The 25234-nt window shown below is 63.5% G+C and carries 23 protein-coding genes; 17 read left to right on the top strand and 6 right to left on the bottom strand.

Annotated features, from left to right (window positions below; genetic code table 11):
- The first annotated feature begins 30 nt into the window (after nucleotides 1-30).
- Nucleotides 31-1311, top strand: coding sequence for a glutamate-1-semialdehyde 2,1-aminomutase (gene hemL, locus MLD24_RS19075; RefSeq protein WP_248168664.1), 1281 nt, complete (start codon nucleotides 31-33; stop codon nucleotides 1309-1311).
- A 69-nt stretch (nucleotides 1312-1380) separates the two neighbouring features.
- Here the strand turns inward: hemL and MLD24_RS19070 are convergent, their stop codons facing one another.
- Both MLD24_RS19070 and mrcB read right to left on the bottom strand, forming a co-directional pair.
- Nucleotides 1381-1986, bottom strand: a complete 606-nt coding sequence (locus MLD24_RS19070) for a tetratricopeptide repeat protein (protein WP_425562298.1) — start codon at nucleotides 1984-1986, stop codon at nucleotides 1381-1383.
- Complete coding sequence (mrcB, locus tag MLD24_RS19065) at nucleotides 1983-4310, bottom strand: penicillin-binding protein 1B (RefSeq protein WP_248168663.1); 2328 nt, start codon at nucleotides 4308-4310, stop codon at nucleotides 1983-1985. Before mrcB ends, MLD24_RS19070 begins: the two co-directional genes overlap by 4 nt.
- Before the next feature lie 112 nt (nucleotides 4311-4422).
- Between mrcB and MLD24_RS19060 the strand changes: the two genes are divergently transcribed.
- The 3 genes from MLD24_RS19060 to MLD24_RS19050 all read left to right on the top strand — a co-directional run bounded on the left by MLD24_RS19060 (nucleotide 4423) and on the right by MLD24_RS19050 (nucleotide 6787).
- Complete coding sequence (locus tag MLD24_RS19060) at nucleotides 4423-5997, top strand: bifunctional aminoglycoside phosphotransferase/ATP-binding protein (RefSeq protein ID WP_248168662.1); 1575 nt, start codon at nucleotides 4423-4425, stop codon at nucleotides 5995-5997.
- Nucleotides 5998-6092: 95 nt separating this feature from the next.
- Nucleotides 6093-6449 (top strand): pentapeptide repeat-containing protein, encoded by a 357-nt coding sequence (locus MLD24_RS19055; RefSeq protein WP_227172567.1) that lies wholly within the window; start codon nucleotides 6093-6095, stop codon nucleotides 6447-6449.
- Nucleotides 6446-6787 carry a Rieske (2Fe-2S) protein gene (locus tag MLD24_RS19050; protein WP_227172568.1) on the top strand — a complete coding sequence of 114 codons (342 nt, stop codon included), beginning with the start codon at nucleotides 6446-6448 and terminating at the stop codon, nucleotides 6785-6787. Before MLD24_RS19055 ends, MLD24_RS19050 begins: the two co-directional genes overlap by 4 nt.
- Here MLD24_RS19050 and sfsA read toward each other — a convergent pair.
- Complete coding sequence (gene sfsA / locus MLD24_RS19045; protein WP_248168661.1) at nucleotides 6771-7499, bottom strand: DNA/RNA nuclease SfsA; 729 nt, start codon at nucleotides 7497-7499, stop codon at nucleotides 6771-6773. The two genes, MLD24_RS19050 and sfsA, sit on opposite strands and share 17 nt — an antisense overlap.
- 208 nt (nucleotides 7500-7707) lie before the next feature.
- Between sfsA and dksA the strand changes: the two genes are divergently transcribed.
- From dksA to pgi, 10 genes are all read left to right on the top strand, one after another.
- On the top strand, nucleotides 7708-8148 hold the full coding sequence (dksA, locus tag MLD24_RS19040; RefSeq protein WP_227172570.1) for an RNA polymerase-binding protein DksA: 441 nt from the start codon (nucleotides 7708-7710) through the stop codon (nucleotides 8146-8148).
- A 48-nt stretch (nucleotides 8149-8196) separates the two neighbouring features.
- Nucleotides 8197-9105 (top strand): tRNA glutamyl-Q(34) synthetase GluQRS, encoded by a 909-nt coding sequence (gene gluQRS, locus MLD24_RS19035; protein WP_248168660.1) that lies wholly within the window; start codon nucleotides 8197-8199, stop codon nucleotides 9103-9105.
- 88 nt (nucleotides 9106-9193) lie between these two features.
- Nucleotides 9194-9370 carry a hypothetical protein gene (locus MLD24_RS19030; RefSeq protein ID WP_248168659.1) on the top strand — a complete coding sequence of 59 codons (177 nt, stop codon included), beginning with the start codon at nucleotides 9194-9196 and terminating at the stop codon, nucleotides 9368-9370.
- The gene (locus MLD24_RS19025) at nucleotides 9360-12329 is read left to right on the top strand and encodes an ATP-binding protein (protein WP_227172573.1); all 2970 of its coding nucleotides are present in this window, start codon (nucleotides 9360-9362) and stop codon (nucleotides 12327-12329) included. The genes MLD24_RS19030 and MLD24_RS19025 overlap by 11 nt, the downstream gene beginning before the upstream one ends.
- Before the next feature lies 1 nt (nucleotide 12330).
- Nucleotides 12331-13722, top strand: coding sequence for a sigma-54-dependent transcriptional regulator (locus MLD24_RS19020; RefSeq protein WP_227172574.1), 1392 nt, complete (start codon nucleotides 12331-12333; stop codon nucleotides 13720-13722).
- Nucleotides 13723-14558: 836 nt separating this feature from the next.
- Nucleotides 14559-15923 carry a polynucleotide adenylyltransferase PcnB gene (gene pcnB / locus MLD24_RS19015; RefSeq protein WP_248168658.1) on the top strand — a complete coding sequence of 455 codons (1365 nt, stop codon included), beginning with the start codon at nucleotides 14559-14561 and terminating at the stop codon, nucleotides 15921-15923.
- Nucleotides 15920-16432 carry a 2-amino-4-hydroxy-6-hydroxymethyldihydropteridine diphosphokinase gene (gene folK / locus MLD24_RS19010; RefSeq protein WP_227172577.1) on the top strand — a complete coding sequence of 171 codons (513 nt, stop codon included), beginning with the start codon at nucleotides 15920-15922 and terminating at the stop codon, nucleotides 16430-16432. The genes pcnB and folK (MLD24_RS19010) overlap by 4 nt, the downstream gene beginning before the upstream one ends.
- A gap of 115 nt (nucleotides 16433-16547) precedes the next feature.
- Entirely contained in the window at nucleotides 16548-17342 is a 795-nt protein-coding gene (panB, locus tag MLD24_RS19005) for a 3-methyl-2-oxobutanoate hydroxymethyltransferase (protein ID WP_227172578.1), read from the top strand.
- Nucleotides 17339-18193 carry a pantoate--beta-alanine ligase gene (gene panC / locus MLD24_RS19000; RefSeq protein ID WP_227172579.1) on the top strand — a complete coding sequence of 285 codons (855 nt, stop codon included), beginning with the start codon at nucleotides 17339-17341 and terminating at the stop codon, nucleotides 18191-18193. The genes panB and panC overlap by 4 nt, the downstream gene beginning before the upstream one ends.
- A gap of 28 nt (nucleotides 18194-18221) precedes the next feature.
- Nucleotides 18222-19889 carry a glucose-6-phosphate isomerase gene (pgi, locus tag MLD24_RS18995; protein ID WP_227172580.1) on the top strand — a complete coding sequence of 556 codons (1668 nt, stop codon included), beginning with the start codon at nucleotides 18222-18224 and terminating at the stop codon, nucleotides 19887-19889.
- 64 nt (nucleotides 19890-19953) lie between these two features.
- Here the strand turns inward: pgi and folK (MLD24_RS18990) are convergent, their stop codons facing one another.
- The gene (gene folK / locus MLD24_RS18990; protein WP_248168657.1) at nucleotides 19954-20475 is read right to left on the bottom strand and encodes a 2-amino-4-hydroxy-6-hydroxymethyldihydropteridine diphosphokinase; all 522 of its coding nucleotides are present in this window, start codon (nucleotides 20473-20475) and stop codon (nucleotides 19954-19956) included.
- On the bottom strand, nucleotides 20472-20831 hold the full coding sequence (gene folB / locus MLD24_RS18985; protein ID WP_227172582.1) for a dihydroneopterin aldolase: 360 nt from the start codon (nucleotides 20829-20831) through the stop codon (nucleotides 20472-20474). Before folB ends, folK (MLD24_RS18990) begins: the two co-directional genes overlap by 4 nt.
- A 156-nt stretch (nucleotides 20832-20987) precedes the next feature.
- Between folB and plsY the strand changes: the two genes are divergently transcribed.
- Nucleotides 20988-21581 (top strand): glycerol-3-phosphate 1-O-acyltransferase PlsY, encoded by a 594-nt coding sequence (gene plsY, locus MLD24_RS18980; protein ID WP_248168656.1) that lies wholly within the window; start codon nucleotides 20988-20990, stop codon nucleotides 21579-21581.
- Between the two features lie 12 nt (nucleotides 21582-21593).
- On the opposite strand, the gene tsaD is transcribed toward plsY, so the two are convergent.
- On the bottom strand, nucleotides 21594-22655 hold the full coding sequence (gene tsaD, locus MLD24_RS18975) for a tRNA (adenosine(37)-N6)-threonylcarbamoyltransferase complex transferase subunit TsaD (protein WP_248168655.1): 1062 nt from the start codon (nucleotides 22653-22655) through the stop codon (nucleotides 21594-21596).
- Between the two features lie 302 nt (nucleotides 22656-22957).
- Here tsaD and rpsU point away from each other — a divergent pair, with 302 nt between their 5' ends.
- Nucleotides 22958-23173, top strand: coding sequence for a 30S ribosomal protein S21 (gene rpsU / locus MLD24_RS18970; RefSeq protein WP_004578868.1), 216 nt, complete (start codon nucleotides 22958-22960; stop codon nucleotides 23171-23173).
- A 151-nt stretch (nucleotides 23174-23324) separates the two neighbouring features.
- Nucleotides 23325-25073, top strand: a complete 1749-nt coding sequence (gene dnaG, locus MLD24_RS18965) for a DNA primase (protein ID WP_248168654.1) — start codon at nucleotides 23325-23327, stop codon at nucleotides 25071-25073.
- Nucleotides 25074-25234 lie beyond the last annotated feature (161 nt).

Raw genomic sequence — 25234 nt, 5'->3', positions numbered from 1 at the left:
CTTTCAGTAGCCGTCACGGAGCTCCACAGCATGACCCAGTCTGAAACCCTGTTCGAACAGGCCCAGAAATACATTCCCGGTGGCGTGAACTCGCCGGTCCGGGCTTTCCGCGGCGTTGGCGGCACCCCGCTGTTCTTCAAACGCGCCGAGGGGGCCTACCTCTACGACGAGGACGACCGCCGCTACATCGATTACATCGGATCCTGGGGGCCCATGATCGTCGGCCACTCCAACCCCAGCATCAAGGAGGCCCTGCACCGGCAGATCGATCTGGGGGTCGGCTACGGCGCCCCCACTGCGATTGAAACCGACATGGCCCGCAAGGTATGCGAGCTGGTGCCCTCCATCGACATGGTGCGAATGGTGAATTCAGGCACCGAGGCCACCATGAGCGCCATCCGCCTTGCCCGCGGCTACACTGGTCGCGACAAGATCGTCAAATTTGAAGGTTGTTACCACGGCCATGTCGACTCCCTGCTGGTAAAAGCCGGCTCCGGCGCCCTGACCCTCGGCGAACCCAACTCCCCAGGCGTTCCCGCCAGTCTCGCCGAGCACACCCTGACACTGTCCTACAACGACATCGACGGCGTTCGGGACACCTTCGCGAAGATGGGTGACCAGATTGCCGCCATCATCGTTGAGCCAGTAGCCGGTAACATGAACTGCATCCCCCCGGTACCGGGGTTCCTGGAGTGCCTGCGGGAAGTGTGTGACGCCAGCGGTACGGTGCTGATCTTCGATGAGGTGATGACCGGGTTCCGGGTTGCCCTGGGTGGTGCTCAGGCCCACTACGGCGTGACCCCGGACCTCACCGCCCTGGGCAAGGTCATCGGCGGCGGCCTGCCCGTCGGTGCCTTCGGCGGCAAGCGCGCCATCATGGAACATATCTCGCCTCTGGGACCGGTGTACCAGGCCGGCACTCTGTCGGGCAACCCGTTGGCGATGGTCGCCGGGCTGACCAGTCTCAACCTGATCTCCGAGCCGGGCTTCCACGATGACCTCAGCCGCAAGGCCGAGACTCTGCAGCAGGGCCTGAAGGCCGCGGCCGACAAGGCCGGCGTTCCGCTCGCGGTGCAAGGTGCAGGCGGCATGTTTGGCTTCTTCTTCACCGACGCGGAGCAGGTCTCCACCTTTGATCAGGTCATGGCCTGCGATGTGGAACGCTTCGGTACCTTCTTCCAGGGCATGCTGAAAGAAGGTGTCTACCTGGCGCCGTCAGCGTTTGAAGCCAGCTTCGTCAGTGCGGCACTGTCAGACGACGACATCGCTCACACCCTGCAAGCTGCCGAGCGGGTATTCGCCACGCTGTGATCCAACCCACGTCGCCACGCTCGAGTTCCCGGGGCGTGGCGATGCTGACCACACCGTAACGCCCCGTCCTTACAGGGCCGCCGCCCTGGCTTCGGCCTGATCCGCACCCGCCACATTCCCGCGAGCGCGGCGAATGTCAGCAAGCAGCAACCAGCCGGAGCGCTGCAGTCCGGCATTGCGACCCGCCAGAGATAGCCCCTTCAGCGTAAACTGTTCCGCCGCCCCCAGGTTATTGGCCGTCACATAAGCCTCGGACAGTTTGAAATAGACCTCCGCCGAACGCGGCGAAATGCGTTGTGCCCGCTCCAACTGGCCAATCGCCGCCTGTGTCCGGCCCTGGGCCAGCAGACTGTCGGCGCGCGCGATCAGGCTGGCCGCCGCGCCGGACAGGGCATCCCCCTCATCACGGTAACGTGGTGCCGGGTCCGTTTCACGGGGCGTTGCCTCCCGGGCGGAGCTTGGCCGGGCCGGTGTCGCCGAATCCTGGCTGGACGTCGAGGATGCGTCGGCAGGCTCGGAGCGATCATAATCCGGTGGCGGCGCCGCCGGCACGTAGATGGAAGAACCACCCGGTCCGGTGGCACAGCCGGCCAGCAGCAGCGCACTGCCAAAGGCGCTGCCCAGCATCAGGCGCTTAAGGGTCGGGTGTTTGGATGTCAGGTGCTTGGGGATCATTGAAACAGTCCTTCAAACCAGCCCCGCAGACGGTTGGACAGACTGCCGGCACAGTCATCCTGCCGCTCGGGCTCGCTACCAGCGATGAATGGAATCAGTCGCGCATTGTCGCAGGACTCCGCGGTCAGCGCACCCGTCTCCGCGTTCACCCAGTGATACTGGACGCCATCCGGGACTACCGGCTGAAAGCCGTGCTGTGGCACCTGCGACATGAATTCAGACCACACCGGCAAGGCCCCGGAGGCGCCGGTCAACGAGGTGGCACCGTTGTCATCACGCCCCACCCAGCTCACCGCCAGCAGGTCACCACTGAAACCGGCAAACCAGCTGTCGCGACCGTCATCGGTGGTGCCCGTCTTGCCCGCCAGCGTGAGCTCCCGGGGCAACCAGCGATAGGCCGAGCGACCAGTGCCTTCCTGCATGGTTTCCTGCATGGCGTACTGCACCAGGTGGGTGGCCGCCGGGTCCAGCACCTGGTCCACCGCCAGGTTGTAGCGGCTAAGTGCCTCCCCCCCGGCGTCGGTAACCTGACGAATGGTGCGCAGTGGGGTATTGAAACCACCAGTTGCCAGCCCCTGATAGGTCTGGGCCACGGTCACCGGGGTCATCGACACCGCGCCAAGCAGCATCGACGGGTACTGGGAGATCGATTCAGTCACCCCCAGGTCCTGCAAAATATCAGTGACGGATTCCACACCAACGTCCAGTCCCACCCGCACCGTGGGCAGATTGTAGGAACGGGACAGCGCCAGGTGCAGCGGCACCTCACCACGCTCCTTGCGATCGTAGTTGCGCGGTTCCCAGCGCTGGCCGTCATCGAACACCAGTGCAAAGCTCTTGTCCTGCACCGGGGAGATCAGGGTGTAACGCTCTGGCTGCTGCAAAGCCGCCAGATAGACGAAGGGTTTGATCAGCGAACCGATGGGACGACGGGCATCCAGCGCCCGGTTGAAACCGGCAAAGCGCGGATCACGACCACCCACCAGCGCCAGCACCTCACCGCTGTTGCGGTTGGTGACCACCATCGCCGATTCCAGCTTGCCGTCGCCACCACGGCCATCCAGTTCCTTCAGGGTTTCCCGTACCGAACGTTCCGCCGAATCCTGAATCGCCGGATCCAGGGTGGTGAAGATTCGCAGGCCTTCGCTCTGCAGGTCTTCGTCGCGATAGTCCCGCGCTAGGTGACGGCGTACCAGATCGATGTAGGCCGGGTAGCGGTTCTCCGAGAACGAGGGCTTTGAAGTAACACCCAGCGGCCGCGCCTTGGCATCCGCAGCGGCCTCTTCACTCAACAGGCCCTGCTGCACCAGCACATCAAGCACCAGGTTGCGTCGCTGCCGGGCCCGTTCCGGGTGCCGACGGGGGTTGTAGTAACTCGGTCCCTTTACCATGCCCACCAGCAGGGCCACCTGGTGCGCCCTCAAATCCGCCAGTGACTCACCGAAGTAAAACTGGCTGGCCAGGCCAAAGCCATGAATGCTGCGTACCCCGGCCTGCCCCAGGTAAACCTCGTTGAGGTAGGTTTCAAGAATGTCGCGTTTGTCGTAATGCAGCTCCAGCAGAATCGCCATCAGCGCCTCATTACCTTTGCGCACCAGGGTCTGCTCGCGGGTCAGGTAGAAATTCTTGATCAGCTGCTGGGTCAGCGTGCTGCCGCCCTGCACCACCCGGCCGGCACGCAGGTTCACCCACATGGCGCGGGCAATGGACAACGGCGCAACGCCAAAGTGGTCGTAAAAATCCCGGTCTTCCACCGCCAGTAGGGTTTGCTCAAACAATGGCGGCAGGTCACTGAGCTGGATCAGCACCCGATCTTCCCGGTGGGCCGGATAGATGCCACCGATCTGCGCGGGCTCCAGCCGCACGATGGGCGAGGACGGCCCGGACAGGGTTCGCAGCCCCTGCACCCGGTCGCCAGCAATCCGGAACGCCAGCCGCCGCCGGGGTTCATCACCGTCGCTGAATTCAAAGCCCCGGGTGCTGATCACATAGTTCTGGCCGGAACGCTGATAGGTACCGACGCGCTGACCATCGCCCTGACGATAACCCGCCAGCGCCAGCTCACGCTCAAGCGCGCTGCGGCTGATGCTGGCGCCATCATACAGCTCCAGAGGACGGGCATAGACCCGCGACGGCACCTCGAAACGACGGCCCTCGAAGCGCTCGGTGACAACGGCATCCAGGTACACCAGCCAGCCAGCCAGCAGCACGGCACCAACCAGAGTCAATCGCAGGACCAGTGGCCAGAACCAGCGTTTGCGGGCAACGGGGGATTTCTTGGGGGATTTGCGAGATTTCTTCTTGGCGGGCGCAGACTTTTTCATGTCCGGATTATACCCACAGCCAGCGCGGGCTTGGCAGGGCCGCTCTGTGTTATTTCTGTAATGCGCCCGTTATGATAGAGAGCCACAAAAAACAGAACTCCAAGGAGCGGTCGTGACCGAGACATCCCCAGACCAGTTGATCCAGGCTTTGCAGAACCCGGACCTGTTTGACCACCCGGTAGACAGCTTCGAAGTGCTGGAAACCCACATTTCCTGGGTGCTGCTGACCGGCGACTACGCCTACAAGATCAAGAAGCCGATGGACTTCGGCTTCCTGGATTTCTCGACCCTGGACCGTCGGCGGCATTTCTGTGAGGAAGAGTTGCGTCTCAACAGCCGCCTTGCCAGCGAGCTCTACGTCGATGTGCTGCCGATCACCGGCACTCCGGACGCGCCCCAGCTGGGCGGCAGCGGCGAGGCCATCGAGTATGCCATTCGCATGCGCCAGTTCAGCCAGAGCGAACTGTTCGACGCCCGCCAGGAACGGGGCGACCTGCCAGCGGCGCTGTTGACCACTCTCGCCCGCCAGGTCGCCAGCTTCCACGACCAGCTGCCGGCGGTCGCCGACGACAAGCCCCTGGGCACGCCGGAGGCGGTTTATGCCGCCATGCAGGAGAACTTTGACCAGATTCGTCCGCTGTTGTCGGATCAGCCCCTGCTTGACCAGCTCGACAACCTCGAGGCCTGGACCCGCACCACGTTCGAGCGCCACCGCGAGCTGATTGCCCAACGCCGTGCCGGCGGTTTTGTCCGGGAGTGCCACGGTGACCTCCACCTGGCCAATATCACAGTGTTCAATGACCAGGTCACGGTCTTCGACGGCATCGAATTCAACGAGCCATTCCGCTGGATCGATGTCATCAACGACCTGGCGTTCCTGCTGATGGACCTGGAGTCCCGTCGCGAGTACGCCCTGGCCAATGAGGTGCTGAACACCTACCTGGAGTACCGCGGCGACTTCCAGGCGCTGACCTTGCTGCCGCTATACAAAGCCTACCGCGCGCTCGTTCGCGCCAAGATTGCCCTGTTCACCCTCGGCAACCCGGCCCTGACCGACACCGAGAAAGCCGGCCTGCACCAGCGCTATCGCGATTACGCCGAACTGGCAGAAAGCTACAGCGGCATTCCCAACCATTACCTGCTGGCCACCAGCGGTCTGTCTGCCAGCGGCAAGACCTGCGTCAGTGCCGCCATGGCCCGGGAGCTGGGACTGGTACGGCTGCGTTCCGATGTGGAGCGCAAGCGCCTGTTCGGCCTGGGGCCACTGGACCAGAGCAGGTCGCCCCAGGGCGGTAACCTGTACACGCCGGAAGCGACCGAACGCACCTACCAGCGCCTGGCGGAACTGGCCGGCCAGCTGCTGGAAGCCGGTCTGCCGGTCATTGTCGATGCCGCCAACCTGCGGGTCAGCGAGCGGACACTGATCGCCGACGTAGCCGAAAGTCACAGCGTGCCGTTCGCGCTGCTGCACTGCGAAGCGCCTGAAGAGAAACGGCGGGCCTGGATTCGTGAACGCAAGGGCGACGCCTCTGAGGCCACCGAATCCCTGCTGGATGCCCAGAAGGACTGGTGGGAACCGCTGACCACGGACGAGAAGCGCCACACTGTCCACGTCCACACCGACCAGCCCCAGGCGGCCGAAGCGTTGGCCGACTGTATCCGCCAGCACCTGGGGCTGCCGGAGTAACGCCCTGCGCACGCTGGCCCGGCCATGGCCTGGCCCGCACTGGGCTACACTGTTACCAGTCGGCGCGGCACCCGCGCCCGGGAAGGAGTAAAACGATGGACACCGACGCAATCCGCCATATCGACGATCCGCTGTACGAGATCCTCCGCAACGAGAATATGAAGGCGTTCAACGAGGCCAAGGCCAAGCGGGACAGCCTGCCCAGTTTTTCCCATGGCGACTTCCGCGGTCTGGATCTGCGGGGTCTGGACGCCAGTGGCCTGGATTTCAGCCACGCCTACTTCCGCGGCGCGGACATTCGTGGCGTCGACTTCCGTGAGGCCCAACTGGAAGGCGCCAGCATTGCCGGTGCCAAGATTTCCGGATGCTACTTCCCGCTGGCGCTGCACGCTGATGAGATCGTTATGTCGCTGAACCATGGCACCCGCATGCGGTGCAATACCGGTAAGTGAACGCCTCCACCACCTGGCACCCGGTCTGCGAGCGCGACGCGCTGACGGACCGGCAAGCTGTCGAGTTCACCGTCGACGATACCCCGGGCTTTGTGATGTTCCACCGGGACCAATTGGTGGCCTACGCCAACCGCTGCCCTCACCTTGGCATCGAGCTGAACTGGATGCCCGGCCGGTTCCTGGATGCCGACGGCGACTTTATCCAGTGCGCCACCCACGGCGCGCTGTTCACCCCCGATCGCGGACACTGCATTGCCGGCCCGTGCCAGGGCGATGCCCTGAGCCCGCTGGAGGTGCGGGAAAGTCGCGGCCAGATTCTGGTCAGGGTGCCAGACTGACCGGCACCGGCCGGACCAGGTCAAGGCGGCCACTGACCTCGCCAGCAACGGCCAGATTCGCCTGCCAGGCCAGCACTTCCACCCCTCTCGCTACCGCTTCCCGCAGCAGGGCGCCGTAGGCCGGATCGATCCGGTCCGCCGGGCGAACTTCGGTGATGCCGGAGTGATTGACGCAAAACAGCAGCACGGCCCGCTCACCGGCCTCCACCTGCGCCATCAGTTCCCGCAGGTGCTTCTGGCCGCGGGTGGTCACCGCATCCGGGAACAGCCCGCGGCCATCCTCGCAAAGGGTCACGTTCTTGACCTCCACCCAGGCATCCGCCAGCTCGGCATGGCCGGACAGATGCAGGTCGATACGACTGTTCTCAGCGCCGTAGCGCACTTCACTGCGGCAGTGGGCGTAGCCCGCCAGCGCCTCGATGCGCCCCGCTTCCACCGTCTCCCGGGCCTGGGCGTTGGGACGAGCGGTATTGATGCAGGCAAGCTGCCCCGGGGCAGTTTCCACCAGTTCCCAGGTGTACTTGAGCTTGCGTTTGGGGTTGTCACTGGATGTTAACCAAACCCGGGCATGATCCGGCTGGCAGCCCAGCATGGAACCGGTGTTGGGACAATGGGCGATCACTTCACTGCCATCCGGCAGTAGCACATCTGCCAAAAAGCGTTTGTAACGCCGGATCAGGCGCCCCTCAATCAACGGCGACGGGAATTGCATGCTATGCTCCGAAATGATTCGCGGAAAAGGCCCGCATGATACGGCAGCGGCGGGATCGCGCCAACGCACAGGCCCTGATCACAAGGCTGGCGCCCCCGGGGGTTATCTGCTATTTTCCGCAAATTCGCGTTTCAGGATGACCGCGCTGCGACGCTCCACGGAGGACGTCAGCGCGTTATTGTGAAGTACATGAAAGAGGCCGGGTTACATGGCAAATACTGCTGAAAGACCGCACGAGAAGTTCACCGACTTCACCCCTTATGAAATGAAGAAGGGTGAAGAGTACATGAGTGCCGAGATGCTCGAGCACTTCCGCGATCTACTGCTGCAGTGGAAGCAGGAGCTGATGGAAGAGGTCGACCGCACCATGCACCACATGCAGGAAGACGCCGCCAACTACGCGGACCCGAGCGACCGTGCCACCCAGGAAGAGGAATTCAGCCTGGAGCTGCGCACCCGTGACCGCGAACGCAAGCTGATCAAGAAAATCGACCAGACCATCGATCGCATCGACAAGGACGATTACGGCTTCTGCGACCAGTGCGGCGTTGAAATCGGCATTCGCCGTTTGGAAGCACGACCAACCGCCACCTTGTGTATCGACTGCAAAACCCTGGCGGAAATCCGCGAGCGCCAGACCGGTATCTGATCCCGACTCCCGCGCGCCGGTCCCCTGCCGCCGGCGCGCCTGCATCTCATGACGTCACCCCACTACTGCGGGCGCTTTGCGCCATCTCCGACGGGTCCGCTGCATTTCGGCTCCCTGGTCACGGCTCTGGCCAGCTTTCTGGAAGCCGACCGCCATCAGGGCACCTGGCTGGTACGGATTGAAGATCTGGACCCATTGCGGGAAAGCCAGGAGGCGGTCGATCGTATCCTGACCTCTCTCGACGCCCATCAACTCCATACCGCCACTCCCATTCGTTTTCAGTCCCAACGCCACGACGCCTATCAGGCGGTCATCGAACGCCTGCTGGCAACCGGCCAGGCCTATCGCTGCCCCTGTTCCCGCAAGGAGCTGCAGGCCAATGACGGCCATCACAGCGAGCGCTGCCGGCACCGCGAAGCCATCCCCGCCGGCACCCCTTTCGCCGTTCGCTTCGCCCTGCGCGATGCGGTGGCTGAGTGGCAGGACCGGCTGCTCGGTCATCAGCAGTTGACCGTGCGCGCCGAACTGGAAGACCCGGTGATCCAGCGCAAGGAAGGCTTCTACGCCTACCAGTTGGCGGTGGTGGTGGACGACATTGACCAGGGCGTCACCGACATCGTCCGCGGCTCCGACCTGCTCGCCACCACCGGCCACCAGCAGCAGCTCTATCAGGCCCTGGACGCGTCCTGGCCCAGCTGGTTTCACATTCCGGTGATACTCAACCAGGCCGGTCAGAAGCTCAGCAAACAGACCCACGCGCCGGCCCTGGACGACCGCCAGCCGACGGATAACCTGGTGCGGGCGCTGACCGCCCTGGGCCAGCAACCACCAGCCAACCTGGCCAAAGGCACTGTGACCACGGTACTGGACTGGGCCAGGGCGCACTGGCAGCCCGACCGCCTACCGCGACACTCCCAGTGTGAACAGCACCCAACGCCACCACAGCGCCACGACTGACCACCCGGGCCTGAGCGGCCAGCCCTGACACCGCCGCAACCGACATGGTATAAACGCAGGCTGTCATCACATTCGGGACGCTGTACCGATGTATATCTACCGACTGGTCTTCCTGCTGGTACTGGCCATCTACATATTCTCCCCCAACATCCTCGACTGGTGGATTGCCCCCGGGAATGCCTGGTACACCCCCTACCTGTTGTGGGGTGGTCTGATTGCCGTGGGCTTCTGGCTGGAATGGCGACGGGACCCCAATGAGTTTTAGTCTGACCACGCTGCTCACCTGCAGCTTTCTCTATCTTTCTCTGTTGTTCAGCATCGCCCACCTGACCGAGCGCGGCGCCATGTTTCGCGCCTGGCTGCAGCACCCGGTGGTGTACATCCTCAGCCTGGGGGTCTACGCCGGAATCTGGGCGGTCTATGGCGCTCTTGGCGTGGCGGCGGAAACCGGCTACGGCTTCCTGGCCTACTATCTGGGCATCAGCGGCGCCTTCCTGCTGGCACCGGTGCTGCTCAACCCGATCCTGCGGATTGCCCGGGCCTACCAGCTGACGTCACTGGCGGACCTGTTCGCGTTCCGCTACCGCAGTCAGTTTGCCGGCACCCTCGCCACCCTGTGCTCGGGCGTCGCCATCCTGTCGCTGCTCAGCATGCAGATCAAAGCGGTGGCGGAATCCGCCGCGCTGCTGGCGCCGGACACCTCGCCGCAGATGATTGCGGTGCTGTTCAGCCTGATTGTGCTGTTGTTTGCGGTGCTGTTTGGCGCCCAGCGGGATCAGGGATCGGAGAGTCACCGCGGCCTGGTGGCGGCGATCGCCTTCGATTCCCTGGTCAAGGTGGTGGCCCTGCTGGTACTGGGCGGCGTTGCCCTCACCACGGTGTTTGGCGGCCTGGATGGTCTGGAGCAGTGGCTGGCAAGCCACCAACCCCAGGTCGGCTATATGAAACTCAGCGTCGACGATGGCAGTTGGCGGGCGCTGATGCTGATGTCGTTTGCCGCCGCGCTGGTGCTGCCCCACATGTACCACATGACCTTCAGCGAGAACCCCAGCCCCCGGGCCCTGGCCAAGGCGAGCTGGGGCCTGCCGCTGTACCTGTTGCTGCTGGGGCTGCCGGTGCCGGTCATCCTCTGGGCCGGCCAGGCGCTGGGCGCCAGCTCGCCCCCCAGCTATCTGGTGATCGGACTGGCCCAGGCCCTGGACAGCCCGGCGCTGACCCTGCTGATGTACATCGCCGGGCTTTCCGCCGCCAGCGGGCTGATGATCGTCAGCACCCTCGCCCTGGCCGGCATGCTGCTGAACCACACCGTACTGCCCCTGCGCACGCCCACCGATCACGGTGACATCTACCGCTGGCTGCGCTGGGTCAAACGCATCCTCGTGGGGCTAATCATTCTCACCGCCCTGCTGTTCCACGAAACCCTCGGCAAGAACCTGGATCTGGCGATCCTCGGCATGCTGTCGTTGTCCGGGGTACTGCAGTTGCTGCCGGGCGCGCTGGGGGTGATCTACTGGCCGGAGGGCAACCGCCGCGGGCTGATCGCCGGACTGCTGGTGGGCATGACGGTGTGGGGGCTGACGCTGGTGCTGCCGTTCTCCAACGCCGCCAATCCCCTCGCCGAGCTGGGAGCACCGCTGGTGCCGGACTACAGCAACTGGCATATCTTCATCTTCCTCAGCCTGACCCTGAACATCACCACCTTTGCCCTGGTGTCCATGCTCACCCGTCCCAACAGCGAAGAGACCAGCGCCGCCCAGGCCTGCTCCTGGGGCGCGCTGTCACGGCCACAACGGCGGGAGCTGCTGGCCGGCTCATCCACGGAGTTTGTCCAGCAGCTGACCGAGCCATTAGGGTCGGACGTGGCCCAGCGCGAGGTGGATCGCGCCATCAGTCAGCTCAAACTGCCCGCGGTGGAATACCGGCCCTACCAGCTACGGCGGCTGCGGGACCAGATCGAGGTCAACCTGTCCGGCCTGCTGGGGCCGACGGTGTCCCGGGATCTGGTCAAACGCAGTCTGGGCTTCAAGCCCCTGGCCAGCGATGGCGGCCCTCAGGACATCCACTATATGGAACGGGCGTTGGGCGACTACCAGAGCCAGCTAACCGGGCTTGCCGCCGAGCTGGACAATCTCCGCCGCCACTATCGCCAGACCCTGCAGAACCTGCCCATTCCGGCCTGCTCAGTGGGTGACGACGGCGAGGTGCTGATGTGGAACCACGCCATGGAACAACTTACCGGCATCGCCGCCGACGACGTGGTCGGTGGGCGCCTGCTGGCGCTGCCAGAGCACTGGTACACCCTGCTGGAAGATTTCGTCAACGGCCCGGACCTGCACCGCTACAAGCACCGCCTGGATCTGCGCGGCCGTCCCCACTGGCTGAATCTGCACCGTGCCGCCCTCAGCGGCCCCGATCACCCCGAAGGCGGCAGCATCATCCTGGTGGAAGACCAGACCGAGACCCGACTGCTGGAAGATGAGCTGATGCACAGCGAACGGCTGGCGTCGGTGGGACGACTGGCGGCCGGTGTCGCCCACGAGGTAGGCAACCCGGTTACCGGCATCTCGTCGCTGGCGCAGAACCTGAAGTTGGAAACCGACGATCCGGATATTCTCCACACCGCCGACCAGATCCAGCAACAGACCCGGCGTATATCCACCATCCTGCAGTCACTGATGAACTTTGCCCGTACCGGCAACCACGCCCAGGCCAATCGATACGAACCGGCGGTTATTCGCCGCTGCGTGGAGGAGTCCATCAACCTGCTGTCCCTCAGCGACAAGGGGCGCGGCATCCGCTACCTCAACGACTGCCCGGACGACCTGGTGGTGCTGGGGGATGAACAGCGGCTGGTGCAGGTGTTCGTCAACCTGCTGGCCAATGCCCGCGATGCCTCGCCGGAAGGCGGCACCATCCGCATTGGTGGAAACCTGGAAGGCTACTCCGCTATCATCGAGGTCACTGATGAAGGGAGCGGTATTCCGGCGGATCAACTGGATCACATCTTCGAACCCTTTTACACCACCAAGGGCCCGAACCAGGGAACCGGCCTGGGACTGTCTCTGGTGTACAGCATCGTGGAAGAACACTACGGCAACATTCAGGTCGACAGTCCCGTCGCCGATGAGAGGGGCACCTGTGTGCGCCTGAGACTGCCCGCCTACGAGGCCGACGCCGAGAACGACACCGCCCCGACGAGCCGGAACGAAAGGTCAAAAAACTGATATGCCCCGTATCCTGATTGTTGAAGACGAAGAGATCATCCGCTCGGCGCTGCGCAAGCTGCTGCTGCATGCCGGCTACGATGTCGCTGACGCCGGCTCGGTGGACGAAGCCGAGCGCGACAACAATCTGCAGCAGTTTGATCTGATCATTTCCGACCTGCGACTGCCAGGCGCCCCCGGCACCGAGCTGATCAATCGCGCCCCCAGCGTGCCGGTGCTGATCATGACCAGCTACGCCAGCCTGCGCTCCGCGGTGGATTCGATGAAGCTGGGGGCGGTGGAGTACATTGCCAAACCTTTTGATCACGATGAAATGCTGGCCGCTGTGGAAGCCATCCTCAGCCAGCGTCGCCAGGCTCCAGCCGAGACGGAAGCCGACGACGCCCCGGTACCCGGTGCCTCGGAGGACGACCCCTCCAGCATCATGTACGGCGAGTGCGATGCCATGCAGCAGGTCTTCCGCCTGATCCGCAAAGTCGCGCCCACCGAAACCACGGTGCTGGTGAATGGCGAATCCGGTACCGGTAAGGAGCTGGCCGCCCGCGCCCTGCACCTGCTCAGCCCCCGGGCGTCAAAACCGCTGATTTCGGTCAACTGCGCCGCCATTCCCGAAAGCCTGATTGAATCGGAGCTGTTCGGTCACGAAAAGGGCGCCTTCACCGGGGCGGTGTCTGCCCGCACCGGGCTGATCGAGGCGGCGGACGGTGGCAGCCTGTTCCTCGACGAAATTGGCGAACTGCCCGCCGAGGCCCAGGCCCGCTTGCTGCGGGTGTTGCAGGAGAGCGAGATTCGCAAGGTCGGCTCCACCCAGAGCCGCAAGGTCAATGTCCGCATGATTGCGGCCACCCATCGCAACCTCAAGGCGATGACCCGCACCGGTGAATTCCGGGAAGACCTCTATTATCGGCTGAACGTGGTGCAGATTCGCATCCCACCGCTGCGGGAGCGCCAGGCCGATGTACTTGGACTGGCCCGCAAGTTCCTCAAGCGCCAGAGCGAGAGGTTGGGCAACCCCAACCTCAACCTCAGCCCGGAAGCCATGCGTCTGCTACAGCGCCATCGCTGGCCCGGAAACGTGCGGGAACTTGAAAACGCCATCGAACGGGCGTGCATCCTGGTGGATGGCGACCTGATCTCCCCCGCCATGCTCGACCTGGAGACCGAAGGCGAAGACGTCAACATCCCCGAGAGCCTGGTGGAAGGCAACAACGAGCAGGCCCAGGACAACGACGGCTCCAACGATCTGTCGCTGGAGGACTACTTCCAGCATTTCGTACTGGAGAACCAGGACCGCATGAGCGAGACCGAACTGGCTCAGAAACTGGGCATCAGCCGCAAATCACTGTGGGAGCGTCGCCAGCGCCTGGGCATCCCCCGCAAGAAAAGCAACTAGGGAGCCTCTGGTTAACTCCCAGCCCCTCGGGCGGCCACTTCCCGGTCGCCCAGCCCCTTGGCACAACTCCCCCCTCTCCGCCTTCACCTTGAAGCCCCCAACCAACTCCGAATCGTCTCGGCGCGATTTGAGGACAACCGCCAAAAGCGCGGTTATCCCCAACGGGTGTAACGCTGCGGTAACAGTGTTACCCGGTGTTACCGCAAGGAACAGGAAGGTGTATAAGAACCCGGCTTCGAGTAACACTTTAGTCTAATAATTCACCAACACCAAAGACTACAAAATCTTAACCCACTGTTAACAAAGGTTTTTTAAAAACTGGCACACGCAGTGCAATCTCTATGGCGCACAACAACAAAAACAATGGTGACTGGCAGCGCCAAAACAAAAACAAAAAGCTGCACGAAGCGCTCAGCAACAAAAACAAGAATAGAGCGCAAGCGAACTGAGTGTTTTGGGTACTTTGCTTTTTAGTGGTCCCATGGCTCGTGTGAGTTGTAGATGTAGAGAAGAATCGTCCTCCAGGCGCCGCTATATCTGCTTCAATCTTACAGCGAGTTTCTGTCCACTCTATGTATTCAAAGCGTTCCGTTTGCCTTGCTTGCCCCTGACCGTAGGGGCCTATGATGGGGCAAGAACACAAAGAAGAAGCCCGGCAAAAACAAAAACAATGCAGATCGTCTATTCTTCGGAGGCGGGTTCGCGACAGCGGCCCGCCTTTTGGTTATCTGGAGCACCAACAAACGCCAGCCAGCCCCCCATTCCCCTCCAGCCGTGTGCAAATCCTCGCCAAACCGTTAAACTCTCGTTTTTGCGTAACGCAATGACGGAATTCAATGCTTAATAAAGTAAAGACCAGCCTGTCCCGCCTGCTTGGCAATAACAGCAAAAAAACCCGCAAGCTGGAACGTCGGGATATCCCCCGGGACGAGCACAACGTCTCCCGCTCCATGATCAGCGAACCGGCCAAGAAAGTGCTCAACCGCCTGAACAAGGCCGGTTACGAGGCCTACCTGGTGGGCGGCGGCGTGCGCGATATCCTGCTGGACGGCCAGCCCAAGGATTTCGACATCGCCACCAACGCCACACCGGAAGAGGTCCACGAGCTGTTCCGCAACTCCCGGCTGATTGGTCGTCGCTTCCGCATCGTCCACGTGCTGTTTGGGCGTGAGGTGATCGAGGTCACCACGTTCCGCGGCAACGCCCAGGAAGCCGACCAGGACGACAGCGACCACCGCCAGACCAACGAGCACGGCCAGCTGCTGCGGGACAACGTCTACGGCAATATGGAAGAGGACGCTCTGCGACGCGACTTCACCATCAACGCGCTGTACTACTGCATCCGTGACTTCACCGTCATCGATTTCGCCGGTGGCGTGAACGACCTCAACAACCGCGAGATTCGCCTGATCGGCGATCCGGAAACCCGCTACCGGGAAGACCCGGTGCGGATGCTGCGGGCCATCCGCTTCGCCGCCAAACTCGATTTCACCATCGAGCCGGACACCGAAGCACCGATTCGCGAACTGGCCCCGCTGCTGGAACACATTCCCGCCGCCCGGCTGTTTGACGAAGTGCTCAAGCTGTTTTCCGCCGGCCACGGCGAGCGCACCTACGAGTTGCTGCAGGATTATGGCCTGCTGGCACCGCTGTTCCCGGACACGGTGCGCGCCATTGAGGCCGGCGAATCCGACGAACTGATCCGCCAGGCCCTGCGCAACACCGATGCCCGCATCCGCAAAGGCAAGTCGGTCACCCCCTATTTCCTGTACGCCGCCATGCTGTGGCCAGCGCTGCAACAGGAATGGCGTCGGCGTCAAGACCATGGCGAACCGGTCCAGCCGGCACTGCATCAGGCCATGGGCAAGGTAATGGGGCGCCAGATTCAGGCCACCTCGATTCCCAAACGCTTCTCCGGCCCGATGAAGGAAATCTGGGAAATGCAGATGCGACTGCCGCGCCGCCACGGCAAACGTGCCCTCATCACCATGGAGCACCCCCGCTTCCGCGCCGCCTACGACTTCCTGCTGGTGCGCGAGAGCGCCGGTGAGATCGAAGCCGGCCTGGGCCAATGGTGGACCGAGTTCCAGGCCACCGACGAGCGCGGCCGCGAGCGCATGCTCAGCGATCTCGGCAGTGGCGGAGGCCGTCCCAAGCGGCGGCGGCGGCGCAAGCCCGCCAACCGGAAGCCCAGTGCATGACCACCGACGCCTTTATCGGCCTCGGCAGTAACCTCGCCGATCCCCTGGCGCAACTGGCCAGCGCCATCAGCGCGCTGGCCTGCCTGCCGGATTCGGCGCTGGTGGCACAGTCACCGTTCTACCGCAGCCGACCGGTCGGCCCCCAGGACCAGCCGGACTTCGTCAATGGCGCGGTGCACCTGCGCACCAAGCTGTCGCCGTTGGCGCTGCTGGACGAACTCCAGGCCATCGAACAGAACCAGGGTCGCGTCCGCCTGCGGCACTGGGGCCCCCGCACCCTGGATCTCGACCTGCTGTTGTTCGGCAACCAGACCATCGACGATCCAAGGCTGACGGTACCGCACCGGGAACTGGCAAACCGGGACTTTGCACTCCAGCCGCTGCTGGATCTCTCCCCCGATCTTCGGCTACCCGATGGCCGCCCCCTGGCCGAGCTGCGACATCGCTGTGCCGACAACGGCCTGCAACGGCTGGAGCCACCCACCGGCGAGGCCCCCACACCGGCTTGATCCCGCACCGGGGGCCCGCTTGCCTCCCGCGGTTGCCGGGGATACCCTTGTCGTTTAATTGCGCCGGCGGCCGCCGGCCCACGTCTTGACCCAGTCTACAGAAGGCAAGATTCCTATGGCTGTGACCATCAATACCCTGCGAGAGTACAAACAGAAAGGCGAAGCCTTTGCCGTTCTGACCTCCTACGACGCCACCTTTGCCCACACCGTCAGCTCAGCCGGCGTGGATGTCATCCTCATTGGTGACTCCCTGGGCATGGTGCTGCAGGGCCATGACAGCACGCTGCCGGTAACCATGGAACAGATGGTCTACCACACCCGGGCTGTGGCCAAGGGCAATCAGGGCGCCCTGGTGATGGCCGATATGCCCTTCATGTCCTACGGTACCACTGAGCAGGCACTCAATAACGCTGCCGAACTGATGCGGGCCGGTGCCCAGATGGTCAAACTGGAAGGCACCGACTGGATGACCGACACCATCACCGCCCTGAGCCAACGCGGCATTCCGGTGTGCGCTCACCTGGGTCTGACACCCCAGTTCGTCAACAAGTTTGGTGGCTACAAGGTGCAGGGGCGCGATGAACACCACGCCGAGCAGATGATCGAGCACGCCTGTCTGCTGGAGCGGGCCGGCGCCGATGTCATCCTGCTGGAATGCGTGCCGGCGCCCCTGGCTGCCCGCATCACCCAGGCAGTCAAGGCCCCGGTGATCGGCATTGGTGCCGGCGCTGACACCGATGGTCAGGTACTGGTGGTTCACGACATGCTGGGCCTGACTCCGGGACGGCCGCCGCGGTTCGTGAAAAACTTCCTGGCGGAATCAGATTCCGTCCAGGACGCTATCAAGGCGTACGTCGACGCCGTGCGACACCGTCAATTCCCCGCTGAGGAGCACAGTTTCCAGGCATGAGAACCGTACACAAGGTCAAGGAACTGCGAACCATCCTGCAAAGCTACCGGGCCCAGGGCAAACGTATTGGTCTGGTACCCACCATGGGCAATCTGCACGACGGTCACCTGTCACTGGTAACCAAAGCCCTGGATGCCGCCGATGTGGTGGTTACCAGCATCTTCGTCAACCCGATGCAGTTCGGTGCCAACGAGGATCTGGACAGCTACCCCCGCACCCTGCGGGCCGATCAGGACAAACTCGACGCCAGTGGCAACACCCTGGTGTTCGCCCCGCCGGTCAGCGAGATCTACCCTGAAGGCCTGGTCCAGCAGACCCAGGTGGTGGTACCGGGTGTCAGCGAAGGCCATTGCGGCGCTGGACGTCCGGGCCATTTTGAGGGCGTCGCCACCGTGGTGACCATGCTGTTCAACATGGTCCAGCCGGACATTGCGGTGTTTGGCGAGAAGGATTTCCAGCAGCTGGCGGTGATTCGCAAGCTGGTGCGGGACCTGATGTTGCCGGTGGAAGTCATCGGCGCGCCCACCGTCCGCGATGAGGATGGCCTGGCACTCAGCTCCCGCAATGGCTACCTCAGCGAGGAAGACCGCCAGCGCGCCCCGGGCCTGCAACGGGTGCTTCAGGACACCGCGGGCAAGCTGGCCAACGCAGACGACGACGCCATCCCCGGACTGGAACAGGACGCCATGGACGAACTCAAGCGGCTGGGCTTTCGCCCGGAGTACGTGAACATCGTCAGCAGCCTGAGCCTGAAACCACCCCGTTCCGGCGAGCGGGACCTGACGATCCTGGCGGCAGCGTTTCTGGGCACTACCCGCCTGATCGACAACCTGTCCATCCAGCGCGCCTGACACCCAGCTCCCGACAAGGAACCCGACCATGGCCGAGGCCCGCAAACGCCTGACCGAACTTGAAGAATGGCAAGCCCTGCGCAAGCATCAGGGTGAGATGCAGTCGGTGCACATGCGGGAGCTGTTCGCCCTCGACCGGGACCGGTTCCGGCGCTACTTTACCGAAGCCGCCGGGCTGTCGCTGGATTACTCCAAGAACCTGATCACCGACGACACCCTGGCGCTGCTGATGGCGCTGGCCCGGCGCTGTCAGCTGCCGGAGCGGATTGAAGCGCTGTTCCAGGGCGACACCGTCAACCTCAGCGAGCAGCGACCAGCCCTGCACGTGGCGCTTCGCAACCTCAGCGACGAAGCCATTCAGGTGGACGGCCAGGACATCATGCCCGAGGTGCGCAGCACCCTGGCGCGTATGGAGGAATTTGTCTGGCGTATCCGCAGCACCCAGTGGCGCGGGTTCTCCAACAAGCCCTTTACCGACGTGGTCAGCATTGGCATCGGCGGCTCGTTTCTCGGCCCCAAGTTGGTATCGGCGGCGCTCAAGCCATACTGGCACGGCCACCTCAACTGCCACTACGTCGCCAACATTGACGGCAGCCACATCACCGAGGTGCTGCGTTACATCAACCCCGAAACCACCCTGTTCCTGATCCAGTCCAAGTCCTTCCGTACCCAGGAAACGCTGGAAAACACCAAGGTGGCCAGGGAATGGTTCCTCCACAACGGCGGCCGTGAGGAGCACATCAGCAAGCACTTTGTGGCGGTGACCGCCAAGCCCGAGGCCGCGATTGATTTCGGCATCGCCGAAGAGAACATCTTCCCGATGTGGGACTGGGTGGGAGGCCGCTATTCGCTTTGGTCCGCCATCGGTTTGCCAACCGCACTGACCATCGGCATGGAGAACTTCCGCTCCCTGTTGTCTGGCGCCCACACCATGGACCAGCATTTCCGCACCGCGCCACTGGAGCGCAACCTGCCGGTGATCCAGGCGTTGTTAGGCATCTGGTACGGCAATTTCTGGGGCGCCGATGCCCACGCCATCCTCCCCTACGATCACTACCTGCGGGGGCTGCCGGCCCACCTGCAGCAACTGGATATGGAGAGTAACGGCAAGTGCGTGACCCAGCACGGCGACCCGGTGGACTATGACACCGGCCCCATCATCTGGGGCGGCGCCGGCGCCAATGGTCAGCACGCCTATCACCAACTGTTGCACCAGGGCACCCGGCTGTCGCCGGCGGACTTCATCATCCCCCTGCAGACCCACAACCCGGTGGCCAGCCACCACGCCATCCTGTTCGCCAACTGCCTGAGCCAGACCCAGGCGCTGATGCAGGGCAAAACCGAAGCGGAAGCCCGCACCGAGCTGGAGCAGCAGGGCCTGCCGCCGGAAGAGGTGGACCGATTGGCCCGTCACAAGGTCATCCCGGGCAACAAGCCCACCAACACCCTGTTGTTTGAGCGCGCCACCCCCCGGATCGTGGGCGCGCTGATCGCACTCTACGAGCACAAGACCTACGCCCAGGGGGTGATCTGGGATCTGGATTCGTTTGATCAGTGGGGCGTGGAGTTGGGCAAGCAGCTGGGCGCCGACATCCTGCAACGCCTGCAAAGCCCGTCACCGCTGCCTGGCAGTTCAGACAGCTCGACCGACGGGCTGATTGCGCTGTTCCGTTCCCGTCACCACCACGAGCGCTAGCGCCCCTCCAGCTCATTCGCTGCCTACCGACGATGGATGCAGCAGCAGGACGCCCAAGATGGCCTCAGGGCCGGGGTGAAATGGTCTGCCCCCGCCACTGGAACGGCACCACCCAGAGTTTCTGGTCACGGTCGTAGGCCTGCCATAACGCCTGGTAGGTCTGTCCATTCAGCGGGTGCGCCTGCTCCGGGGCAATTTCCGCCATCGGCCACAGCACAAAGGCGTTGTGGAGAATTTCCCCCCGGGGCAGTTCCACGCCATCGATGATACCGGCGGCGTCGCCGTAGGTGAGGATGTCCAGATCCAGGGTGCGGGCGCTGAACTTGGGGGCGTCACGACGGCGGCCGTTGTCCGCTTCAATCTGCTTGAATCGTCGTGACAGGGTGGCCACCGGGTCATCGGTGTAAAGGGCGACCACCAGGTTGAAGAACGGCGAGCCATTGAAACCCACCGCCTCACTCTCATAGACCGACGAGATCCGCAGCTCGCCAAAGGCCTCGCTGAGGGCATCCAGCGCTGCGGCGACGTAGCGTTCCCGATCGACGTTGCTGCCAATGCTGACCAGCACTTCCACCGCCCCCGTCACGGCTTCTGCCCCCGCTCAATACGCACACCGACCGACCGTGCCTGCGGCACCGCGCCGGGTTTGCGCAGGGTCAGCGCCAGCCAGGCAATACCGTAGTGTTGCCGCAGGTCAGCGGCCAGTTCCTCGGCGGCGGTTTCCAGCAGCTGGGACTGTCGCCGTTGCAGAAACCCGCTCACCCGGGAACTGACATCGGCGTAGTCCAGCGCCAGCTCAACGTCGTCACTGGCCGCCGGTCGACGGTTGTCCCAGGCCATCTCCAGATCCACCAACAGGTTCTGGGTGATTTCCCGCTCCCAGTCGTACACACCGATCACGGCGTCCACCGCGAGCCCTTCTATCAACACCAAATCCGTCACCAGAGACTACCTCTCTTACCGCTTCTGCCTGCCAGGCCGGCCTTGCGACCGATAGCTAATTGAACCGCCCGGGGCAACTCGATACTGTAGGACCGACTGCCCGCTCGCGCCAGCGCGGGGATTTTCGCACACTTGAGTGGTGCCCGTCCTACTCCCATGATCGCGATCAACGAGCCATTGCTGACCACCCTGTTCTGTGCCCTGGCCTATTTGCTGGGCTCGGTGCTGTTTGCGGTACCGGTCTGCCAGGCGTGGGGACTGCCGGACACCCGCGCCCAGGGCTCGGGCAATCCCGGCGCCACCAACGTCTACCGCACCGGCGGCTGGGCGCCGGCACTGGCAACACTGGTACTGGACGCCGCCAAGGGCTGGTTGCCGGTGTGGCTGGCCTATCAGGCCGGGCTGTCACTGCTGGCGCAGGCCATGGTGGCGCTGTTTGCGGTCACCGGCCATATGATCCCGCTGTACTTTCGCTTCAAGGGTGGCAAGGGCGTGGCCACCGCACTGGGCACAGGGCTGGCGCTGGCACCGCTGACCACATTATTGATCAGTGCGGTGTGGGGCGTGGTGATGTGGCGCTGGCGCATCTCGGCACTGGCCTCGATTGTCGCCGTGGTGTGCGGCCCTCTGGTCAGTGCGCTGATTGAGCCGGACACCCTGCCCCTGTTTGGCCTGCTGGCGCTGCTGATCGTCGTTCGCCACCGCAACAACCTGATTCGTCTGGCCCAGGGGCGGGAATCCAGATTTTAGCACGGCAACGACTTAGCGCTGGGGCGCCAGGCCGTCCAGGCACTCGGCCTCCAGCGGAGGCAACTGGTCCATGGGCCAGCGTGGCACCGCGACGATGCGCTCACCGTCGCGCTGGCCAGCCAGCAGACGCTGACAACCGGCGTAGGCGATCATCGCACCGTTGTCGGTGCAGAACTCCGGCCGGGCATAGAACACCTCTGCCCGCAGTTTCTGCGCCATCTCCGCCAGCGCCGAGCGCAGACGCCGGTTGGCACTGACACCGCCGGCCATCACCAGGCGCCGACAGCCGGTCTGCTGCAGTGCCCGGCGACACTTGATCGCCAGGGTGTCCACCACGGCGGTCTCAAAGGCACGGGCAATGTCCGCCCGGGTTTGATCATCCAGGGCGTCGGCCTGTTCCGCCGCAGTCACCGTGTTCAGGGTAAAGGTCTTCAGGCCACTGAAGCTGAAATCCAGCCCCGGACGATCCGTCATCGGTCGCGGGAATTTATAGCGACCATCCCGCCCCTGTTCCGCCAGGGCCGCCACCCGCGGTCCCCCCGGGTAATCCAGTCCCAGCATCTTGGCGGCCTTGTCAAAAGCCTCACCGGCGGCGTCGTCCACCGACTCCCCCAGCAACCGGTACTGGCCGATGCCATCCACCTGCACCAGCTGGGTGTGGCCACCGGACACCAGCAGGGCCACAAACGGGAACGCCGGCGGCTGTTCTTCCAGCATCGGCGCCAGCAGATGGCCTTCCATGTGATGCACCCCCAACACCGGCACGCCCAGTGCAAAACCGAGGGCATGAGCCACCGAGCCGCCCACCATCAGCGCCCCCACCAGGCCCGGCCCGGCGGTGTAGGCGATACCGTCAAGGTCGGCCCGCTTGCGGCTACCGCGCTCCAGCACCTCATCGCACAGCGGCAGCAGTTTGCGGACATGGTCCCGCGAGGCCAGTTCCGGCACCACGCCGCCGTAATCGGCGTGCATGTCCACCTGGCTGAACAGGGCATGGGCCAGCAGGCCCTGCTCGCTGTCATACAGCGCCACACCGGTCTCGTCGCAGGAGGTCTCAATACCCAGAATCAGCATAACTCGCTCACGTCTTGCGTTGGTTGGGGGAAACAGAAGCCCGGGATTCTACCAGAACGGCGCCGGCCGACGGCAGTTTTCCACAGCGGCCATTGACCATCGAGTGATCAAAGCGCTATCATTGCCGCCCCAAAATCGCACTGGTCGAGTTTTGTTCAATCTTACCAGGCGGTACAATGGAAGGTGTGCAGGAGTGGGCTGGCGAGCAACGAGTCGCTGTGTACTGCACCGCAGGTACAAGTGGACCTGTCTGCACACCTTTAAAACTGAAACCGATTCCATAATAGGTAGGTGATTTTCGAATGCCAGCTGTTAAAGTGAAAGAGAATGAGCCGTTTGACGTAGCACTGCGTCGCTTCAAGCGTTCCTGCGAAAAAGCAGGCATCCTGTCGGAAGTTCGTCGTCGCGAGCACTACGAGAAGCCGACTGCCGTTCGCAAGCGCAAGGCCGCCGCTGCCGTCAAGCGTCATCTCAAGAAGCTGCAGCGGGAACAGCGCAAGTTCGAGCGCCTGTACTGAGTTGTACCCGGCGCTTGCTTGACTGCAAGCTCCAAGTCGCGACCCATCGGTTTCGGGTTGCGCTTCCAGAATGCCGTCGAGGCCCCGCTTCGACGGCATTTTTGGCTTTGGCCGCCGTCAATCACCGCAGCCCTATGCCTCCGGAGTTCCCATGAGTGGCTTGATCCCGCAACGCTTTGTCGAAGAGCTGCTAGACCGCATCGACCTTGCGGAGCTGATCGGGTCGCGCATCACCCTGAAAAAGGCCGGCGGAAACTATAAGGCCTGCTGCCCTTTTCACGACGAAAAGACCCCGTCGTTCAACGTCCGCCCCGATAAGGGCTTCTATCACTGCTTCGGCTGTGGTGCCCACGGGGACGCCATCAGTTTCATCCGCGAGTTTGACGGCCTGGGATTTACCGACGCCGTTGAAGAGCTGGCCCGTCGCCAGGGACTGGAAGTGCCCTACGACCGGGTGGCCCGTCAGGAGATGCAACAGGCCCGGACACTGACCGACGCGCTGGATTTTGCCAGCCAGTTCTATCAGGGCACGCTGCGCAGTCCCCAGGGCAATTACGCCCGGGACTACCTGCAACAACGGGGGCTCGACGCCGCCACAACAGAGCGCTACCAGCTCGGCTTTGCGCCGGGCACCGGCACCGCGCTGTTCGAGGCGGCCGCGGCCGACCTCAAGGGCCCGCTGGTGGAAACCGGCACAGTGTCTGACCGCTATGGCCGGCCCCGGGATCTGTTCCGCAACCGGATCATGTTTCCGATCCGCAACAGCCGCGGACGCACCGTTGCCTTTGGCGGGCGGACCCTGGGAGACGACAAGGCGAAGTACATCAATTCGCCCGAGTCCGATGTCTTCCACAAGAGCCGGGAGATTTACGGTCTTTTCGAAGCCCGTCAGGCCATCCGCCAGCTCGACCGCTTGCTGGTGGTGGAAGGCTATATGGACGTCATCGCCCTGGCCCAGCATGGCATTCACTATGCGGTGGCCACGCTGGGCACGGCGACCAACCAGGACAGCCTGACCGCGCTGCTGCGCCAGGTCCGGCACCTGGTGTTCTGTTTTGATGGCGACGCCGCCGGTCACCGCGCCGCCGATCGCGCCATGGAGAACGCACTGGAACTGCTGGCGGACGGTCTCCATCTGCAGTTTCTGATGCTGCCCCAGGGGGAAGATCCGGACACCCTGGTGCGCAAGGAAGGTCCGGACGCGTTCCAGCAGCGCATTGATGGTGCCACACCGCTGTCCCGCTACCTCTTCAATCGCAAGAGCGAGGGACTCGATCTGGCACTCCCGGAGCACCGCGGCGAACTGCGGGCGCGGGTGGAACCGCTGCTGAACAAGATGCCACGATGCACCCTGCGGGATGCCATGTGGCACGAAATGCTGAGGCTGTGTGGCGGCAAGCGCGACTGGCAGAACAACCAGCGCGGTGACGGTGGTCGTGGCAAATTTGGCCGGTTTGGTCACCGCCGCGACCGCATTCAGGAAGAGCGCATCGACGTGCGCCTGAACAAGGACAGCCTGCTGTGCCTGGCCCTGGTGGAAGCACCGGAACTGGCCACCGAGGTACTGGAGCTGGCCCGGATCGACCGTCAGCTGCCCCAGGCCCGCCAGCTGGCCAGCTGGATTGACCAGCAGCAGATTGGCGATCAACGCCAGCTGCTCAGCCGCCTGGCCCTGGATAGCCAGGCCCACGGGCGCTTTTTCGGCCTGTTCGACGGCATCGAACACGTGCCCAAACGGGAACAGACCCTGGCCGTCGCCAGGGAGATGCTGCAACCGGATCAGGAAGCGGCCCGCAAGCAACGCCTGGCGGCGCTGCTGAACGAGAAACGCAGCCTCGCCGACCTGAGCGATGCCGAGCGGCAGGAACTGCGCCAGCTCAGCCGTCACGAGGCGGGCTAATTGGCTGCGCGATAACGGGGGACAACCGCATCAGGGAAACCTGGCGCAACGGGGTCAAGCCAGCCCGCCCCAAACTGGCGACAGAACGACGGTTTGAACACTGGAGATCACGGCGGCACGGGGCTTTACCACCAGCGGCCTTGAAACTAACGGTATTGATC

Source organism: Marinobacter xestospongiae, from assembly GCF_023156385.1.
GTDB classification, from domain to species: Bacteria; Pseudomonadota; Gammaproteobacteria; order Pseudomonadales; family Oleiphilaceae; genus Marinobacter; species Marinobacter xestospongiae.
This window is presented reverse-complemented; position numbering and strand designations above follow the sequence as displayed.